Origin of the sequence: Halobacillus amylolyticus, from assembly GCF_022921115.1 — a bacterium.
Classification (GTDB): domain Bacteria; phylum Bacillota; class Bacilli; order Bacillales; family Halobacillaceae; genus Halobacillus_A; species Halobacillus_A amylolyticus.
On record NZ_CP095075.1, the window covers coordinates 1,979,278 to 1,998,869 of the forward strand.

Consider the following 19,592-nt stretch of genomic DNA (forward strand, 5'->3'; position numbering starts at 1 on the left):
TGCTTTCATTCTATATAAAGAACATACTACACTTTTATAAAGAACACAACACTGAATTATCTTTTTAAGTTTTTCCAAGACCGCTATGCTTTTATAGATTCACTTGTTTTTGTTCTAATACTGTATATTTTTTTCGTATAGTAGATGCACTCTTGTCAATTTTTTGTTGGATAGGATTATTGATCCAATTAATGATATAGGAAGAACAAAGACATAGTATAAGAAGCCATATAAAAATAAGAACAGGATATCTTGGAGCAAAAGTGAATTCAGGAAAAATGGTCATATAAAAGAACATGTGGGTTAGCCAGAGATTTGTTGAATGGTTGCCAAAGTAAGTAAGCACTTTTCTGATCAATATGCTTTTATCCATTAGGCTAAAGAGACAAATAAAACTAATAGCGGTTAAAGGAGCAATCACCATTGATTCATAAAGTGAATGGATGATGACTAAAGCAACTATTCCTACCAGGCACAAAATATTCTTCAATTTAATGCTGTGAAACATTGAATGCAATTTGGAATAAATCCGATCTTTAGCAAAAACAGCTCCCACAACAAAGGCAAATTGAGAAGTACCTAATAACACAAGGGCATTAACCAATATAATAACAACACCATGATCACCAACATCAATGACACCTTTTATTCTCTGAATATAAGTGGTTAGGTAGATAACAACAGAAATAAACACTATTGTTAAAGGGTTATATTTCTTAATCAGTTTAAAAATAAAGGGTGTTAACAGGATTAGAATGGTGTATGTTTGTAAATACCACCATACCCCATTATATGAATTGGATAGCAGAGAAAAATTCAATAAAAATTGTACAACCCCACCCGAAAATGCATCCGATCTTCCAACCAAAAATCCAATCGCCATAAACATAAATAATATAATCCAAAAATTCACCAGTAACTTTATAATACGAATTGCGTTTTTCCTTTTAGGTGAGTTTCTCAGCTTACTTAGGCTTATATAAAGTCCATAGCCGCTTGCAAATAAATAGATGGGAACACAGGCATCACCAAATAAACCTAAATAATAGATCAGTGGTATGCCGTCAATAGTCGGGAAAGTTTCATATAAGCCGTTTACTTCTTTTCGAGCAAATAAATGAAGGGATAGCATCATTAAGATAGCTACCCCTTGCAAAATTTTTATGTCGTTTTTCGAAAATTCCATCTAGCCCTCCTAAAAGCCCCATATTATATAGAAGCATTTATCAATAACTTGCCTAGTAATTCTTTATTTGGGTAATCCGAAGTTTTCACTTCTTCGATTAATTCTCTCAGGTCAAAGCTTGGTCTAATAATAGAAGATTCTATGCCATCCTCTTCAATAGCTACGATTACGTAGGAAGGCTTGGCAAGTCCATCAAATGGTAACCCTACGCTTCCTGTATTAATAATGACCTTTCCATCAATATGACGAATGTAAGGCTTGTGGATATGACCATATACATAAATGTGTGCCGCTTCGTTTGTCATCAATCTCTCTTTAATTAATTTATCCGGCTCCGATGGTAAAACCACTTCAAACAGGTCGGTTGGCGCCGCATGGAACCCATGGATTTTTACCCCATAGTACTCCGCATTAATTTCTTCAGGTAATTCCTTTAAATAGTTAATAGCATCACTTGTCATTTTCGAAAATGCCCAATCTCTCTCTAGATTCATCCCTTCAATTACTTTATCAGGAACTTCGCCTTGCCGAACCCCTCTTACCAACCACTCATCTGCATTTCCTTTAATTACCTCTGCATCAAGTTCACGAACCATGTCAACTGAACGCTGCGGATCCAGTCCCCTATAAGAGATATCACCAAGTACAAATAACTTATCAATATTTCTGGTTTCAATGTCTTTCAAAACCGCTTCAAGCGCATGTGCGTTTCCATGAATATCTGAAATAAATGCCAGTCTCATAACGAACTCCTTCTTAAAAAATTCTACTAAATTCACATAATCGATTTTTGCAATTTGTTTTCTATAGATACGAGTTCGCCCTTACTCATTTTGAACACTGTATCACAATTTTTAATAGTACTTAACCTATGAGCAATAATGATTAGTGTCTTATCGCCTTTTAAACCATCTATAGCTCTCATAATTTCCTTTTCCGTCTCATTATCTAATGCTGAAGTCGCTTCATCCATAAATAATATTTCCGGGTTATGGTATAAAGCCCTTGCAATGCCAATTCGCTGACGCTGCCCTCCCGACAGCCTTACTCCGTTTTCACCAACAGCTGTGTCGAGCTGTTTGGGTAATTCTTTGACAAAATCTTTTAGTTGAGCTTGTTCTAAAGCCCGCCATACCTCATCATCATTAATATTGTCTCTTTCAATTCCAAAAGCTATATTACCCCTAATTGTGTCATCGGAAAGGTATATAGATTGCGGAATGTATCCGATCTTTTGCTGCCATAATGATTTTTGATGGGCTATATTCTTTCCGTCTACCGTTACACTTCCTTTTTCCGGGTTAAATAGCCCCAAAATGATATCCACAATTGTTGTTTTCCCTGCACCGGATTCACCTATGAATGCTACGGACTCACCTATTGGAATAGTTAAAGATACATTTTTCACAGAATTGACATCCTGTTCTGGATAACGATAAGAAACATTTGATAATTTAATAGAATCTTTAAATGATTTTTCTCCCTTGTTAATTACACCCGTTTTTACATCCAGCGCTATATTTGAAGAATTGTCTTTATTTAAAAATAAATCATCATATACTACCGTTAATGCAGGCTGACTGTATTTAATAGTCGTTATCATTGCTACTACACGCGTAATTGATGGCATAAGGCGAAAAGCTGCCATAGCAAACAAAGCCATAGTCGATATCAAATCGGCCGTATCCTTACCTTGTATAACAATAATCACCATGGTAATGAGGACCACTGATACTAACAATGTCTCAATAAATAGTCGCGGAACCTGTTCTAACATTTTCATGTATCTACTATTGTTAGCTTTAATCTGACTTTGACCCGTATAGGCGTTAATAAAGAAACTCTCTTTTCCAGAAACCTTTACTACCTTGCTTGCTCCTAACCCCTGATTCACCCATTTAATCATCGTTCCGCTAACCTTTTGTTGCTCTTCACCTAAAGCAGATATTTTTTTACGAAAAAATCTAAAGAAAATAAAAACACTTCCACCTAATAAAGTGAAAGCGGTTAGAGTTGCTATAGGTGATGTAAATAGTAACAATACTAGGATGCATGTTATGACTAATACTTCAGTAGCTAGTTGAAAACTCGACATGATGATTCCTTGAAACACCTTGGATACTTCTCCATTCACGTTTCGAAGTAAATCAGCTGTGTTACGCTGCAAATGAAAAGTGTATGGTTTTTTTAAGTACTCTTGGAATAATTGCCTCGATAACTTAACTTGCTGATTCAGGATTACTCTGAATTGGGAGTACTGAAAGAAAAGTAAATATAGGTTCTTCAGTATAAATACTGCGAGCAATCCCCCTACAGAAAAAATAATAAATTCAGTAGAAGACTCAAAATTAAATAACTCGTAAAGGTAGGAAAGTACAGCTTGATCTTGTATTTGCCCGGGGTTGGTTACTATTCCAACAAACGGGACTATTAATCCTATTCCGATTGTTTCAAACAATGCTGCCACTATCATCATAAAAAATAAAGCTATTAGCTTTTTCTTCTCTCTTTTGTTGAAGAGCATCAGCAATTTTTTAGTTGTTGTTTCCTTCACTTTAATCACACCTCTTGATTATGCAGTCTAAAAATGAATACCGGACATACATTATAATTTGTTGCCTTTATTATATTCAAAACAACTAAACCTAGGTAATAACTTTTTAATAAGTGAGCCACTTTTTAAAAAGCTAAACTTTAAATGTTTACCCAATAGTTTTAAACAGTTCTTTTTGCCTAATCCACCGATTTTATTAAAATCAGTAATAAGTCTAAATGAATTTTTTAATAAAAAAGAGCTGGAATAATCATAAAGTAAATTGATATAAAAAACCCTAAAATATATAACACCTTTTTCAAATTCTTTACTGTATGTTGAATATATATCCTCGCTCATTAGAAATTTTTTTATTTCTGTATATGCCCATAGATTATCTAGGATTCTACCATCTCTATTGGCCGTGGTTGAATTACCTCGTTTCAAATAATTATAAGCAACCTCAGTTATACTACTAATCCCCTGAGACTTAATGAATAGTTTTGGAATAAGCTCAAGGTCTTCATAATACTTACCTTCTTTAAAAAATAGTTTATTTCTAATAAATAATTCCTTTTTAAAAAGTTTATTCCACGGGTATGCCCTTCTTAATATACTATGGAAAGTAACATTATTAGGAATGTATTCACTCAAACAAGTCCCACTTTCATTAATTTCTCTTACACCTATTATAGAAATATCTGAATCATTGATTACACAATAATTATATAATAAGCTGAACATATTTCTTTCTATCCAATCATCACTGTCTACGAATCCTATATATTCCCCACGTGCTATTTTAATACCATGGTTTCTCGCTGCTGCTTGCCCCTTATTTTTTGTATGGAATACTTTTATTCTATTATCCAGCGAAGCATAATAATCGCATATAGTCCCACTATCGTCAGTAGATCCATCATTTATTAATATCAGTTCGAAGTTCTTAAAACTTTGATTTAATATAGATTTTATACATTTCCCCACATACTCTTCAACATTAAATACTGGTGTGATGATACTTATTTTTGGGTGATACATCAACTCCTCCGTCCTTTCCTTATAATCCAGCTACATAACCTTCCTTCCAATATGAGTAAAAGTTTCATTAATTTTAATATTACCTTAGCTTTCATAACCAAATATCTACTATTATAATTAGCAAGAGCATTGGTAAAATATTGTTCATGAACTAATTTGTTTATTTGTTGGAATTTCTCCTTATACTTTTCACTGGAAGACAATATAATTAATATTTTATCTAAATATTCAGCAGTTGTCTTAGAATTTTCATAACATACACAGGTTATATATACTTTATTACTTATCTTAATTCCTCTTAACGCTTTTAACATTTCTCTTCTAGCATCCAAATGTAAATAAAATGATCCAGCTTCTTGGTTCATAATACTATTTTCATTCACTCTTCTATAAATATAAAGTGCTTCATTCACAGCACTTATACTATCTGCACATGAAAAAGCATTAATATTAAAACAAAGGTCCTCAGCTATACTAATTTTTTCATTCATCAACATATTATTGTTATCTATAAGAGTTTTTTTATATAACTTATTACACACACTTGCATAACCTAATATTTTATTTTGTGTCAATAAAAACTCTAGGTCCTCCATTATTTGTTTGCCCTTGATACTTTCTTTCCCGTTTAGTGGTTTAACGAACTCCTTTGTAGCACCTGAAAAGTCACTAGTCTCTCTATATCCACACGAAACAATATCTGCATTGTTAGTTTTTAAGACTTCGTACATTTTCTGGTACATTTCTTTTTCTATTAGATCATCACTGTCCACAAACCCTATATAATCCCCTTTTGAATTTTTTATCCCAACGTTTCTTGAGGAACTTACACCACCATTTTGTTTATGAATTACTCTGATTCTTTTATCTGTTCTTGCATATTCTTCACAAATTTTCCCACTATCGTCTGTTGAACCATCATTTATAAGTATTAATTCAAACCTTTCAAATTGTTGTTGTTGTATGGATTCAATACATTTTCTTATAAAATTTTCAACATTAAACACCGGAACTACAATAGATATTTGTGGATTCATAAATTTAGCACCTTCTTTTTTTCCATTTATAACGTTTTAGTATTCTCTATTATTAAGTTGTTTACAAATGATGAACTAAGCGTTTTATCACTTAATATACCTTCTAAGGCGCTATACAGTTGGAGTTCATTAAAATCCACAATAATACCGGTATTATTATTTAATATTTGTTCTTTAGCTCCTGTAAAATTCGTGCTAACAATAGGCTTACCAAAAAACTTTGCTTCAGCTAAGGTTATACAATATCCTTCATGGCGTGAAGGCTGTACATATAGGTCACACTGTTTCATAAAAGGATATGGATTGGCCACGGCTCCCAAAAGTATGAAGTCTTCTTTAAGGCCATAACGTTTAATTAACTCTTCGTAGTTCTTACGTTCATTTCCTTCCCCTATACAGTACCACCTTACTTTAATCCCTTGTTCCTTCATTTTAGCTAGTACTTTTATGATTAAGTCCTGACCTTTCTCATAACTGAGACGGCCTACCGTAAGAATTCTTACACCCTCGTAGTCATCCTGGAATCCTGATCCCTCTTCTGCCATCTTTAGAATGACTTTTTCGGATAAAAGATTAGGGAATGCCTCAACCTTATTCGCAATCCCTGGCACTCTTTCAACAAGTTTTTCTTTGCCTTCCTGCGAGGCAACAAAGATCTTATGAAATTTACTGTATAGTTTTTTAGCATACGAAGGATCGAACCCAATTCTTGTGACATCAAAATGAATCCATTGAACTTTTTTAGTAGCCGTTATTTTATTTAAAACAAAATAGCTTATGAAGTCCATTGGACCAGCATAAGCTATGGCTATATCATATTTCTTATTCAATTTTGGAAAGTTTTTTAATAGATATTTAAAAAGAATGCTTTTGTTTCTTAATAATTTAGAGAATAGGTAACGAGCTAATAATTTTAAAGCTCTTAAGGTTTTTCCATTTTTAAGTAAAGCTATAGAAGAGTGAATAGGAGGTTGATTCAATAAAGGCTTAATACTCGAGTAGCCTTCCAAATATTGAACATGAACATGCGAAGGAATATAGTCCAAAAAGCCACCTGTCTCCTCCAGCATTAAAATTGAAATATCGTAGTGATCTCTTGGCATTTCTGCAATCATGTTTAGCAAGGCTTTCTCAGTACCGCCGATGTTCATATTAATAATCATGAAGACAACTTTTTTTTTCATTTTTACTTCACCTTCTACTCAACTTATTAGCTTATAGAACTTACTTAGCTCTTCTATATTTCCTTTTTCCTCACTCTTTAAATACTCTGTGATACTTTCTTTTAGATTTGGATTATCAATGAGCTTCACAATTCCCTGAAAGACCCCTTCACCATTCATATTTACAACTAGTCCGTTCCTCCCATCGATCATCTGGTTGTACACCGCATCAAACCGTGTCGTAACGACAGGAACATTCAACATTCTAGCTTCTGCAATTGCTAACCCAAAACCTTCAAATCTAGAGGTTTGTACATAAAGATCAGCTGCTTTGATATAAGGGTAAGGATTGGCCTTTACACCTAGCAAAATAAAGTGATTGCTCAAGTTTCTCTTCTTAATTTCCTTTTCAATTTCTTCCTTCATTGGGCCTTTTCCTAATACATACCATTTAAACTTTATCCCCTGATTTTTAAGCCTTTCACAAGCATCTAAAGCTATATCATATCCTTTCTGGCGTGCTAACCTTCCTACGGTGAGTATTCTTAGACCATCAAATTGATCTTTATAACTACCTTCAAAATCCGCCATATTTGAAATTAATTCTGGGTTGTTAATATCATAAATAACTTCTAGTTTCTTAGAGTATTCGGGAAATGTTTTGATAAAAACATCTTTCGTGGAATCAGAAACAGATATAATCTTTCGATAGCAATCATAATACCCGCGGTGAAAATTCTTCTCTTTTTCGTTTAAATGATAACTAACATTTACCCACGCAAACTTCTTTTTAGCTTGCACCCGTTCTGCAACATAAAAAGTTGGGACTCCTTGTGCATAACTGATGGCTACATCGTATTTTTTTGGATTTACCTCAATCACTTTTGAGGCTGACTGCCAAAATACTCTTGCCTTCTCCGGGTTACTATATTTTTTTTGGCGAATTCTCGAGGAGTATTTAATTCTTGTGAAAAGCATCTTTATGTCTTTATTACTTAAAGAAGTAACCACTGATTTTTTTAAACTTAAATTCGCAAACTGGGTGTAACTTAGTGGTGGTAAAAGATTGACCTCTTTAGGAAGTAATTCCTCTAAGGTGTTCCCATGTGAGAAAAGCATTAGGTCAACTGAAAATCTATCGTAATCTAATAAGGACAACAAAGTGACTAGGCTTTTTTCTGCCCCAGCAACATTCAAAGAATCAATTGCAAAGAATAAACTTTTCTTCATAACACCCTATCACCTTTCTAATGTATCTATATAGTTAATAATGTATTTATTAATATCTTTGGCAAATTCTCGATATTTAATTTGAGTTAGGACTAGTTGGATATACTCAAGCATCACAATTTGTTTTAACAAGCTTATGTCTGTATCTAAGAACCTGACTAATTCATTGTTATATTTGAGTTTAGACGATAAGTATTTTTTAATGTCTTTAAACAGTTCTATATTATATTGAGGCTCTCCTCTTAAGGAATACAGGAAAAATTGACTGTCATAATAAGGAGAACGAAACTCGCAATACTCCCAATCAATAGGCTGAAGGCTTCCGCCTATTGAAATTAAATTCTTACAGCATACATCACCATGACTTAGAACAAGTGGTATATTTTCATTTGGAAATTTAAGTATTAAATTTCTGTGCTTATCGTTTACAAATTGGATAATCTTCTTCTTTTGTCTTCTTGTTAAGTAGCCTGATACTTTATCAATCTCCTTTTGAATCTCCTTTAGACGTAAATTAAAATAATCTTTAGCTTGCATGCTTTTAACAGTTGAAGACACTAACAAATTCACTAACATCCTTTTAATAGAGTTATGATACTTTGACAACTCTTTAATACTAGGATGGCTACCATTCAAGTAAAGTTCTTCTAAAATCCGTTCTTCTTTATCCCAACCCTTTATTTGAGACATTCCATGATATTTACTTAAATCAAATTGTTTTTTGACTAACTCACTGTATTCACTTCTGTATAAGTAGAAAACACTTTTTTCCTTTACTGAAAACACTTTATAATTGATATCACTAACTCTTATGAGAGTGTAAAATATTTTGTGTAAATAGAATTCTTTCCAAATAGAAAAAGGAAGACCTTTTCTTGTAGAATTAAGTCACCACAACCAATCCAAAGAAAAGAGGTCTTCCCTTATGGATCATTTTACATCAGATATTATACAAGCTCTAGTGAAAAAAGAGGATATATCGGAAATCTTTCGCAGCCACCTGGAAAGCGCGGTGAATACGCTGCTTCAAACGGAATTGACAGCCTTCTTAGACTACGAAAAGTATGATCGTCTAGGCTTTCATACCGGAAACTCTCGCAACGGCTCTTATTCCCGTACCTTAAAAACCGAGTATGGTGAGCTTGAGATCTCCATCCCTCGTGATCGAAATGGAGAGTTCAAACAACAAACAGTGGCTCCTTATAAGCGCACCAACGATACCCTGGAGTCCTTCGTCATACATATGTTCCAAAAGGGTGTCACCATGTCCGAAGTATCCAATTTGATTGAACGAATGTATGGCCACCATTATACGCCCCAAACGATTTCAAACATGACCAAAGCGATCGGCGAAGAAGTAGAAGCATTTCGCCAACGAACTTTATCCAAGCGTTACGTATGCGTTTATTTAGATGCGACCTTTCTTCCCGTCAAGCGAGATACCGTATCCAAGGAAGCTGTCTATATTGCCGTTGGAATTCGGGAAGACGGATCTAAAGAGGTGCTCGCTTACACGATTGCTCCAACCGAATCTGCGTACGTTTGGAAAGAGTTAATTGAGGATATTCAAGCTCGTGGTGTTGAGGAGGTGCTCCTTTTTATTTCGGATGGATTAAAAGGGATCAAAGAAAGCATTTATTCGGTGTTCCCCAAGGCCAAGTACCAAACCTGTTTCGTCCATGTTTCCCGTAATATCGCCCATAAAGTCCGTGTTTCAGATCGAAAAGAAATATGTGAAGACCTGAAGACCCTTTACCGTGCGGATAATAAAGAGAAGGCTGAGGAAGCGATGGAAGCATTTATAGAGAAGTGGAAGAAATCATATGCGAAGGTCACTCAATCCCTTAGCGATAACCAGGATCTTTTCACGTTTTATGACTTCCCCAAGTCCATTCGAAAGAGTATCTACTCCACCAATTTAATCGAGTCCTTCAATAAGAAGATCAAGAAATACAGCAAGCGCAAAGAGCAGTTCCCCAATGAAGAATCACTGGACCGATTTCTCGTCACTCAGTTCGAAGAATACAACCAGCGTTTCGCAACACGTTGCCACATTGGTTTTGATCAAGCAAGGTCTGAAATAGCAGAAATGTTTAACGAGTAACAGCAGCTACAAGAAGAGGTATATGGTTATTTACACAAAATTATTGACAGTCCCACTCTTATTGCAACTTCACCATTTTTAGGTAACTCAATAATTTGAGATTTAGCTTTTATAAATATCTTCGTATAAAGCAGGATTCTTTTAGTGCTTCCTAATCGGTCCTCTGGCAATATTGGTTTGCATTTAAAAAACAATATAAATAGAAACTTGGTAATACTCATTTCTTTATTAAAAAATATCTTCTGATCTAGTTGTATATATGGATACATTAAGCTCCTCCGATACCATTCTTTATATTACCGACCAATCATGTCCTAAGCTTTAAAACTGTTTAATGATAATGTTCACGAAGATGCATTCCTTATAAATTTATTCACATTGTATTGGAAACAAAATGATCGTGTACTATAATTAAGCACCGTAATTAGATATTTATATTTAAAAGATAGGTTATTCGTTCGTAGTATGTTTTTATAATATTTCTTCACACATTCTTGTATTATAGAGAGAAATTCGTATTTAACCTTCTTATGGTTAACTTGATTTAAAATATAAAAACTATTATCAATACACCAATATACAAAACAAGTTAAGTATTCTTTCGAAAGTCGAGGATATTCAGATTCCATAAATGAAATAATTTCATCCCAGCCTATGAATGCTTCCATCCTTTTTCTGCTAAACCTTGATGTTAAAATACTTCTATCTCTCTTTACGTAGATATAGCCAGTATAATTAGTAAAGACTACTTTATCAGCTTTATAAAAGAGCTTATAAGTAGTGGATAGATCTTCATGTATTCTACCTTCTGGAAACCTGACATTGAAAAAACACTTTTTTTTATAAAGCTTGTTACATAATGCAAATCTATATAATTTTCCTTTAAAAAGCTGCCTCATAGCTTCTTCGTTATTCATTGTTTTGGTATAACTTTCTTGCCTTAACAAACTCCCTTTACCATTTATTTCTCTAGCAAAGTCGCAAACTGCTATATCACAATTTGAATTTAAACAAATCCGAAAAAGTCTTCCAAACATATCCTCGAAAACCCAGTCGTCACTATCTACAAAACCAATAAAATTGCCTCTCGCCTCATCTATCCCAATATTTCTAGCAGAGCTTACCCCACCATTTTCTTTATGAATAACCTTAACTCGCTCATCCTTAGTAGCGAACTCATCACATATTAGCCCACTCCCATCAGTTGAACCATCATTCACTACAATCACTTCAATATTAGTAAATGTTTGGGCAAGAATACTGTCTAAACACCTTCTTAAGTATGGTTCAACATTATAAACAGGAACGATAATACTGATTGTTGGATTCATTAATATCCCACCTATCGAACTTATAATTGAATCTTCTCCTTCACAAACGTTGAAGACACACCCTTTGTATAAGGAAAATACACGATATCGACCTCAACCCTATTTAACGACTTCTCCACTTGGTTGAATAATTCATCGCCTTTCCAATCATCCCCCACAAACATCACATCAAAGTTCAATACTTCCCAAGCAGCCAATTTATCTCTACTAATTTGAGCTACAACCTCATCAACATATTTAATTCCGCTTACAATTTCTTTCCTGTCTTTATAAGAAATCACAGGCTGCTTGTTTTTGTATTCCTGGACGAGTTCATCTGTACTAACCCCAACGATTAGATAGTCGCATTGTTCCTTAGCTTTCCTTAAAATATTTAAATGCCCCACATGAAATAGATCAAAAACACCGGTTGTATACCCGACTTTATATGGTTTCATAAACTTCTCTCCTTTTCTCAGTAAAACAAACTTCGTTTATCCGTTGTATTATCTGTTCAGACGCCTGCCCGTTTTCGAAGGTACCAATACGATCCAAGAAATACTTCAGCTCCCTCTCATATACCTCAGCTTGAAAATCAATAATTTTCTCAGTTAGGTCTTGGTTAGATTTTGCTTGGATAAATGGTAAATCGTTCAACTCAAAATATAATTTTCGATCTTGTGCTGTGTAATCTTCTATGTCAGGAACATATAAAAAGCACGGTCGTTTTGTTATCGAGAAATCAAACATCAGTGAAGAATAATCGGTTATTAAGACATCAGATATGTTTAGTAGTTCTTGAATATCATCGTAGTTTGTAACATCAACTAGACCCTGGTCTGCTGGTAGCTCTCTCTTTACTGAGATGAGATGAGGATGGAATTTTATAAGGACTATCCAATTCCCACCGAATCTATTTTTGAGGTTATTGGTCACTTTCGAGTAATCTAAATCATAAGCATTCAGATCATTATTTTTTCTAAAAGTAGGGGCATATAAGACGATTTTAGTTTCTTCTGGAATATTCAATTTCCCTAGGAGGTCTTTCCTCTTTTCATTTTGAAAGAAAATATCATTCCTAGGCGTGCCTAGTTCAAAGATCTCCCCCTCGTACCAAAAGGACCTTTTGAAGATTTGCGTACTATAATCACATCCTGAAAGCACCAGGTTGCATTTCTTAGAATCTCTTTGAGCCATCTTTAAGTAGTGTTCAGGCAAAACTTCTTCTGCATCTTTCTCAATTTGTTTTAAGCGTAAGGAGCTATGCCAGGTTTGGATATAGTATTGTTGTTTTCTTTTTATAAATAGATCAGTTGTGCGGAAATTCGTAATAATTACTTTTGAGGTACATAATTCGTAAAAGTACCTTGAAGACATCACCTTCACTTTTCGAATTTGACGGTTGATACTTTGCGAATCCGGGTCATTGAAGGCCCATACAATATCAAATTTTCCTACTGGAGTATGCTTAAGAATATACTCTGTTAAATATTTCGGATTACAGCCATATTGACTACCGTAATAACTGAACATGAAGATCTTATTTTTCTTAATAGGAAGGCAGTTGAATACATGAATAATGATTAGCATGAGAAGTTTCTTCAATCTCTTCATAGAGTTTGAACCTCCTTCCTGCTCTTCAGCTTAATCTTCTCCAACCCAACAGGTTTCGAGAATACTTTTAACTTTCTCACTACCTTTTTAGACACTAAATAGAAAATATTTAAATACGGATGTTTATAAAATAAACGCAACTGAAGGCTCAGGTGCTTATCATTTTCGATTGCTTGTTGAAAACTAAAGTAATTATCTGTAATGTAACTTTGGATCTCTTTTCGGTGATGACGGTCACGATCAACTTTTCTATTCATTGATAAAAGGTTGTAGTGAATTAAAGAAGTTTTCAGTATCGTTTTAAATGACTCGTCGATCAGCTCTTCATACTCTTTTTCAATAAAGGCGTGCCGTTCTTTTAACCCTTTTAAAATATCAAGATTCCGTGGTGTGTAAGTTGTAACGATGCTATCGTCTCGCTGGTAATAGTTATAAAGCGGTTCGTGAAGAATAACGAACATGTTCACGCGATGCATGACTTGATGAGCCCAAAACACATCTTCAAACAGCACCCCTTTTTCAAAAGGAATATCCCTGATCAGCTTTGTTTTATACAACTTTCCCCAGGCAAAATTCTTCACGGTTTCGTTTTTTACTAGTTCATGCATGAGCTTTTCGTTATCTAGTATCATTAGATCGCCGTTCTTTGTATAATGCCTTTGATCAAACAATAGGTAGTCTTCGTGAGCATAATAAAAAGCTGATTGAATGACATCAGCTTTAAAGGCGAGACTATGGTGGACCATTTTTTCAATGGCATATGGTTCTAACCAGTCATCACTGTCAACGAACATGGTGAATTCACCAGTGACCTGTTTCATCCCGTGATTTCTTGCATCGGATAGGCCGCCATTTTCCTTATGAAAGACTTTCACCCGTGAATCTGACTGTTTATAACCTTCCGCTATCTCTCCACATTGGTCTGGAGATCCATCATTAACTAGAATGATTTCTAAATTCTCGTAGGTTTGTTTAAGAATACTATTTACACAGCGATGAATGTATTTTTCTACCTTATAGGTAGGAACAACAACGCTGACTTTTTCGGTTTCTAACATTGATGGTTCCTCCTACACTAATTGGTATAACTTTTTCAACTCATGATGGTTGTGGTAGTTACTAAGGCTACAGTTATAGGCTAATTGACTTCGTAACGTTGAATCCGTGTATAGTTCTACTATTCCATCTGCAATCCCCTTGATGGATAGATCGCAAATAATTCCATCGATCCCATCGGTAATTTGACTAGGGGCGGTAGGATAATTCGTTATTAAAACAGGCTTGGCTAATACCTGGGCCTCTCCCACCGTTACGGCTTTACCTTCATACCGCGATGGTTGAACATATAGATCGGCTGCTTTCATAAATGGGTACGGATTTATTTTCTTGCCTAACAGAATAAATTCGTTTTCTAATCCGTATTCTGAAATCAGTTTTTTAATCTTTGTTTCGTCCCCTCCATAGCCAACAACATACCAGGCAATATCTTGATACCCTTTATCTTTTAGGATTTTTAGTGCCTCTACAGCTTGATCTATTCCCTTGGCATGGGAAAGCCTGGAAACTGTCAACAGTTTGAACCGTGAATCGTTGGTCATTGGATTTTCAACATCTTCATCGGCCAGAGATTTAATCAAGTCTGGAGAAGTAATGTTCTCGACCACAGAAACCTTCCTTAACAAGGGAGGATACTTACGAATGAATGCTTTTTTGCATTCTTCAGAAACAGCAATGATGGAATCAAATTTGTTCCATAGGGCCAGGTCCATTTCAATGTCCGTCTCTACGGTAGAATAATCAGTATGAATCCAAGCTATCTTTGTATCAGCCTCGACCTTTTCAGCTACAAGATAGTGGGGCCAAAGATAGCTAATGGCTACATCGTACTTTTTTTCAATCTTTGGCAAAAATGGCAGTGTGTATTTCCACATATACTGCATTTGTTTGTAACCATTTTCTAGGGAGTGGCTGTGACTAGCTCTGTACTTTGCAAGCAATCTCCCAATACCAATCGGAAAGTTCCCCTTTTTAAAAATCTGGCTGATCGACATTCTGAATGTTTTATAAGGGCTGGATTCTTTTAGCAGTGTTGGTTGTTTAGGCAGTAGCTTCATAAAATCTCCGGTGTGACTACACAGCATCAGGTCAACCTGGTGATTGATGTAGTCAAAATGATCGAGCATACTAATTAAGCTCCGCTCCACTCCTCCTACTTCCATGTCAAAGGAGGTGATTAATACATTTTTCATAGGATCCTCCGTGGCTATTTTGGTAAATGTTCAGTAGTTTTGTAATGCCAGAATTTAGGCTGTAGTCATTCTTCTCGAAGCTTTCTAAGATCTTATTGAGATTCTTTTCTTTCTGACCGGCTCTTTCTAGGATTTTCTCACCCCAATCGTCTGCTCCGTCTGCCAAGGAGAGTTTTGATACTAACCCTATGTTTAAATCCGCTTCGGGTTGAATAGCTTCGGATACAATGCACGGAACACCGCTGGCTTGAGCTTCCAATAATACCAGCCCTAACCCTTCATAGATAGATGGAAAAACAAATACATCCATACTATGGAGCATTGTTGGTATATCCTCCCTGATCCCGACAAATCTAATGTTGTCATAGATCCCGGCTTGTTTTGCATCTCGTTCTATTTTTTGTCTAAAGTCTCCATCCCCTACTAGTAACAGCTTAATAGCATTGTTTTTCTTAACGATACTTTTCATGATTTCAAGTAGAAAGGGATGGTTTTTAGCTTTTATGAAACGGCCAATGTGGCCAATGATGAGACTATTCCCTAATCCTTCTTGCAGTTTAAATTGGCTTACCTCTTTTTGGGGTTTATTTAAAAGATCAAAATAATTAATGACGTTAGGGAAGTAGAAGTAGTTTGGTTGATGTATGCCTTTTTCTCCAAACAAATAGATACCAGCTTGTTTGCTGCAAGATAATAAATGAGTAGAGAATCTATTGATTACGTTTCGCATGCTTGATATATATAGTTTCTTTATCAGTTGATCACTGCGATCTAAAGTCGTGTGGGCATGGGAAATTCTTATCTTTACCCCTGCTAGGAATGCTGCGAAAATTGCTATCCCACAATGAAATAGAGTATGAGCATGGACAGCGTCATAAGGTCCATATTTTTTTATAACCTGATATATTTCTTTTACTGAGCTCGTACGGTTTAATTTAATGATCTTTCCGCCCAACCTTTTAATTTCCTGATCGTAATGGGCTTCTTCCTTACTATAGGAGATAAAGTCAAACTGGATCTTATCGTGATCGATATTGCGATAAATATTCATCAGCATCGTCTCTGTCCCTGCTCGATTCATTGCCCCGACAACATGAAGGATTCTTATTGGCCTTATTTCATCCATGATCTCCCCCCACCCCTATTATTTACTCTTTCCTGTAATGATTCCGCCACTTAATAAATTCAATCAACCCCTTATATTCCTGAAGCTGATCCTTCTGAACCCCTGATTCTTTTAATTCATTCACAAATTGAATCCACTCATATTCAAGTCTTTGTGACGGTTCCAAGGAGGGTTCCTGTTTTAACAAAGCGTTAATCTCGACATCCAAAACGGATGCAATCTTATTAATCATTTGGATTGATGGATTTTTGTTTACGTTTCGCTCGATGTTGCTCAAATATGATTTAGAAATATTCGCCTTTTTGGCGAGCCCTGATAAGGAGAGTCCTTTGCTTTTTCGAATATTATGGATGTTATTTCCTATCATTAACGGATACCTCGTATTTTTTAAGTCATACTATACCTTCTTTATTTAAAGCTTCTTCAAAGGATTCTTTCACATAGTTAATCACCCTCATTTGTTCAGAACTAGTAAGGTTTGAACCTGAAGGAAGGCAAATGCCCGTATGAAAGAGCTGTTCGGACAAAGATTCTTTTTCAAAATGGGAAAAGTGTTTGTGTCCTTTAAATAGTGGCTGCATATGAAGCGGCTTCCATACTGGGCGTGCTTCAATATTGTGTTTGATCAACATCTTTAAAATTTGATTACTTGTGACGCCTGCCTCCTTTTGATTGATCGTTAAGGCAGTGAGCCAACGATTTGTGCGTGAAACATTTAATTCAGGCATAAAGTAAACACCTGGTAAAGGTGACAGCTGCTCTTTGTAGTAGTCGAAAATATTCCTTCGAGCTGTTACCCGCTTTTCTATTGCTTGAAGCTGTCCTCTGCCTATGCCAGCTAAAATATTGCTCATGCGGTAGTTAAATCCAACGACACTATGCTGATAATGGATGGCAGGATCACGTGCCTGGGTAGCTAAATAACGAACTTTATCCAAGGCAGCCAAATCATCTGAAACCAGCATCCCGCCGCCTGAAGTGGTAATAATTTTATTGCCATTAAAGGAATAGATACCAAAGTCTCCAAATGTGCCACTAGAAATGCCCTTGTAAGAAGAACCTAGGGATTCAGCTGCATCTTCAATTACCGGCACACCATAATGGTGACAGAGGGTTAGCAATTCATCGTATTTTGCACTTTGACCATACAAGTTAACAATGATGACTGCCTTTGGTAATTTCCCATCCAGAAAAGCATAATGTAATGCTTTTTCAAGTGCCAATGGGGACATATTCCAAGTATCTGGTTCAGAATCGATAAAAACTGGTTCAGCTCCCTGATAGACAATCGGGTTCGCCGTGGCTACGAAAGTGAGGCTGGAGCAAAAAACCGTGTCCCCTCTTTTAATATTTAATAAAGAAAGAGCCAAATGAATCGCTGCCGTTCCTGAACTTACGGCTACCGCTCCTTTGGCTCCAGTATATTCTGCTATTTCGTTTTCAAATTCATCGATATTTTCTCCTACAGGTGCAATCCAATTTCCAGCAAACGCTTCTGCAATATATTTTTGCTCATTCCCTGTCATATGTGGCGGGGAGAGGAATATTCTTGAACTTGTCAAACGCATCACCTCCTGTTTTTTCCAAAACTTGAACTGAAGCAGCTTTCTTAATAATTCTCGCTGGTGAACCTACAGCCTTGCAGTAAGCTGGAATGTTGGCAATCACCGTTGAACCGGCTCCGATAACGGACCACATCCCGATCGTTTTCCCGGGTATGATAGTTGCGGATGCCCCAACGTTAGCACCTTCTGCAATTGAAACGTTTCCGGTCAATGTCGCATTTGGAGAAATATGCACAAAGTTGGCGACAGCATTGTCATGTTCTACGATCGCTCCCGTGTTGATAATACAATGTTCCCCTACCCATGCCCCGGCGTTAAGGACGGCATTTGGCATGACAACTGTCCCTCTCCCTATTCTTGCTTTGGTGCTTACTGTAGCTGTCGGGTGGACAAGTGAGATGTATTGTTCTGGGCGGACCTCCAAAGCATCAGCAAGTCTGTTTCTGATCTTGTTGTCACCAATGGCAATGATGACTCTCGCCTCTTGATTAAGTAGCTGATTTAGGCTTGCAAATGGACCATACAAGATGCCATTATGTTTAAATTCATCACTATACTTACTGTCTAAAATACCAATGATCTCATGGTCTAAAGCTGAGGTGATTTCTTGAATCACCTTACTATGTCCACCATTTCCTAATAGAATAATTTTCATGTTACATCACTTCTTTTGAGCCCTTGAATTTTTCCATTGACACATGTCCTTGATAATTAATACCTTCTCTTTTCAATACTTTGGACATTGTAATGAATAAAATTTTGACATCAAGCCACAAGCTCTGGTTGCTTACATACCATGTATCAAAATAAAACTTCTCTTCCCAAGTGATTGCATTCCTTCCGTTCACCTGGGCCCAGCCTGTAATTCCAGGTTTCACATAATGTCGCTTAGCTTGCTCCGATGAATAAAGCGGTAAGTACTCCATTAATAATGGTCTCGGTCCTACCAAACTCATCTCTCCCTTCACTACATTGAAAAGCTGCGGGAATTCATCTAGGCTATATTTCCTTAAAAATTTCCCAACGTTTGTTAACCGTAATTCATCAGGTAAAATCTTTCCCCTGTCATCTCTTCCAGTTATCATCGTTCTAAATTTATAAAGATAAAACGGTTTCCCATATTGCCCCGGACGTTTTTGTTTAAAGAGAATAGGGGATCCCATCTTTACCTTTACTACAATGGCAACCATAAAAATAACTGGAGAGAATCCTGCTAAAATGAATAATGAAATGACTAAATCCAATCCTCTCTTCATGACAATCTAACCCCTATTCAACCGAATTTAATGAATAAATGGTTACTAGACTCTTCTTTATTTCTTCAATAATTTCTTGTACACTAAAGTCGTTTGGCTCGTTTCCTTTTGTATAAATGGTCATTAATACATCTTGCATTTCTTGTTGAGTCAGCTTTTTTGGAATGGTATGATCCAT

At 35.8% G+C, this 19,592-nt stretch carries 20 protein-coding genes; 1 reads left to right on the plus strand and 19 read right to left on the minus strand.

Going from position 1 to position 19,592, the window contains the following annotated elements; all coding sequences use genetic code 11:
• Positions 1 to 91 precede the first annotated feature (91 nt).
• From MUO15_RS10235 to MUO15_RS10270, 8 genes are read right to left on the minus strand one after another with little or no spacing between them, the layout of a single operon-like run.
• Entirely contained in the window at positions 92 to 1,186 is a 1,095-nt protein-coding gene (locus MUO15_RS10235) for an acyltransferase family protein (RefSeq protein ID WP_245035616.1), read from the minus strand.
• 23 nt (positions 1,187 to 1,209) lie between these two features.
• Positions 1,210 to 1,929, minus strand: coding sequence for a metallophosphoesterase family protein (locus MUO15_RS10240; protein WP_245035618.1), 720 nt, complete (start codon positions 1,927 to 1,929; stop codon positions 1,210 to 1,212).
• Positions 1,930 to 1,961: 32 nt separating this feature from the next.
• Positions 1,962 to 3,740 (minus strand): ABC transporter ATP-binding protein, encoded by a 1,779-nt coding sequence (locus MUO15_RS10245; RefSeq protein WP_245035620.1) that lies wholly within the window; start codon positions 3,738 to 3,740, stop codon positions 1,962 to 1,964.
• Positions 3,741 to 3,791: 51 nt separating this feature from the next.
• The gene (locus MUO15_RS10250; protein WP_245035622.1) at positions 3,792 to 4,760 is read right to left on the minus strand and encodes a glycosyltransferase family 2 protein; all 969 of its coding nucleotides are present in this window, start codon (positions 4,758 to 4,760) and stop codon (positions 3,792 to 3,794) included.
• Positions 4,760 to 5,797, minus strand: a complete 1,038-nt coding sequence (locus MUO15_RS10255) for a glycosyltransferase family 2 protein (RefSeq protein WP_245035624.1) — start codon at positions 5,795 to 5,797, stop codon at positions 4,760 to 4,762. The genes MUO15_RS10250 and MUO15_RS10255 overlap by 1 nt, the downstream gene beginning before the upstream one ends.
• A 26-nt stretch (positions 5,798 to 5,823) precedes the next feature.
• Entirely contained in the window at positions 5,824 to 6,981 is a 1,158-nt protein-coding gene (locus MUO15_RS10260; protein WP_245035626.1) for a glycosyltransferase, read from the minus strand.
• A gap of 18 nt (positions 6,982 to 6,999) precedes the next feature.
• The gene (locus tag MUO15_RS10265; protein ID WP_245035628.1) at positions 7,000 to 8,190 is read right to left on the minus strand and encodes a glycosyltransferase; all 1,191 of its coding nucleotides are present in this window, start codon (positions 8,188 to 8,190) and stop codon (positions 7,000 to 7,002) included.
• Positions 8,191 to 8,199: 9 nt separating this feature from the next.
• On the minus strand, positions 8,200 to 8,976 hold the full coding sequence (locus MUO15_RS10270; protein WP_245035630.1) for a phosphotransferase family protein: 777 nt from the start codon (positions 8,974 to 8,976) through the stop codon (positions 8,200 to 8,202).
• Between the two features lie 139 nt (positions 8,977 to 9,115).
• Between MUO15_RS10270 and MUO15_RS10275 the strand changes: the two genes are divergently transcribed.
• A complete protein-coding gene (locus MUO15_RS10275) occupies positions 9,116 to 10,294 on the plus strand; it encodes an IS256 family transposase (protein WP_245029549.1) in 1,179 nt (392 codons plus the stop codon).
• Positions 10,295 to 10,638: 344 nt separating this feature from the next.
• Here MUO15_RS10275 and MUO15_RS10280 read toward each other — a convergent pair whose 3' ends face one another.
• The 11 genes from MUO15_RS10280 to MUO15_RS10330 are packed head-to-tail and all read right to left on the minus strand — an operon-like array spanning position 10,639 to position 19,592.
• Positions 10,639 to 11,625 (minus strand): glycosyltransferase family 2 protein, encoded by a 987-nt coding sequence (locus MUO15_RS10280; protein ID WP_245035632.1) that lies wholly within the window; start codon positions 11,623 to 11,625, stop codon positions 10,639 to 10,641.
• Positions 11,626 to 11,645: 20 nt separating this feature from the next.
• Positions 11,646 to 12,062, minus strand: a complete 417-nt coding sequence (locus MUO15_RS10285) for an FAD synthase family protein (RefSeq protein ID WP_245035634.1) — start codon at positions 12,060 to 12,062, stop codon at positions 11,646 to 11,648.
• The gene (locus MUO15_RS10290; protein WP_245035636.1) at positions 12,049 to 13,218 is read right to left on the minus strand and encodes a CDP-glycerol glycerophosphotransferase family protein; all 1,170 of its coding nucleotides are present in this window, start codon (positions 13,216 to 13,218) and stop codon (positions 12,049 to 12,051) included. Before MUO15_RS10290 ends, MUO15_RS10285 begins: the two co-directional genes overlap by 14 nt.
• Positions 13,215 to 14,276, minus strand: a complete 1,062-nt coding sequence (locus tag MUO15_RS10295) for a glycosyltransferase family 2 protein (RefSeq protein WP_245035638.1) — start codon at positions 14,274 to 14,276, stop codon at positions 13,215 to 13,217. Before MUO15_RS10295 ends, MUO15_RS10290 begins: the two co-directional genes overlap by 4 nt.
• 12 nt (positions 14,277 to 14,288) lie before the next feature.
• Positions 14,289 to 15,467, minus strand: coding sequence for a glycosyltransferase (locus MUO15_RS10300; protein WP_245035640.1), 1,179 nt, complete (start codon positions 15,465 to 15,467; stop codon positions 14,289 to 14,291).
• On the minus strand, positions 15,439 to 16,593 hold the full coding sequence (locus MUO15_RS10305) for a glycosyltransferase family 1 protein (RefSeq protein WP_245035642.1): 1,155 nt from the start codon (positions 16,591 to 16,593) through the stop codon (positions 15,439 to 15,441). The genes MUO15_RS10300 and MUO15_RS10305 overlap by 29 nt, the downstream gene beginning before the upstream one ends.
• Positions 16,594 to 16,615: 22 nt before the next feature.
• Positions 16,616 to 16,960, minus strand: coding sequence for a helix-turn-helix domain-containing protein (locus MUO15_RS10310; RefSeq protein ID WP_245035644.1), 345 nt, complete (start codon positions 16,958 to 16,960; stop codon positions 16,616 to 16,618).
• 25 nt (positions 16,961 to 16,985) lie between these two features.
• A complete protein-coding gene (locus tag MUO15_RS10315) occupies positions 16,986 to 18,161 on the minus strand; it encodes a DegT/DnrJ/EryC1/StrS family aminotransferase (RefSeq protein WP_396266334.1) in 1,176 nt (391 codons plus the stop codon).
• Positions 18,106 to 18,813 (minus strand): acetyltransferase, encoded by a 708-nt coding sequence (locus tag MUO15_RS10320; RefSeq protein ID WP_245035645.1) that lies wholly within the window; start codon positions 18,811 to 18,813, stop codon positions 18,106 to 18,108. The genes MUO15_RS10315 and MUO15_RS10320 overlap by 56 nt, the downstream gene beginning before the upstream one ends.
• Before the next feature lies 1 nt (position 18,814).
• Positions 18,815 to 19,414: a sugar transferase gene (locus MUO15_RS10325; protein WP_245035647.1), complete on the minus strand. Its 600-nt coding sequence runs from the start codon at positions 19,412 to 19,414 to the stop codon at positions 18,815 to 18,817.
• Between the two features lie 13 nt (positions 19,415 to 19,427).
• Entirely contained in the window at positions 19,428 to 19,592 is a 165-nt protein-coding gene (locus MUO15_RS10330) for a YwzD family small protein (protein ID WP_245035649.1), read from the minus strand.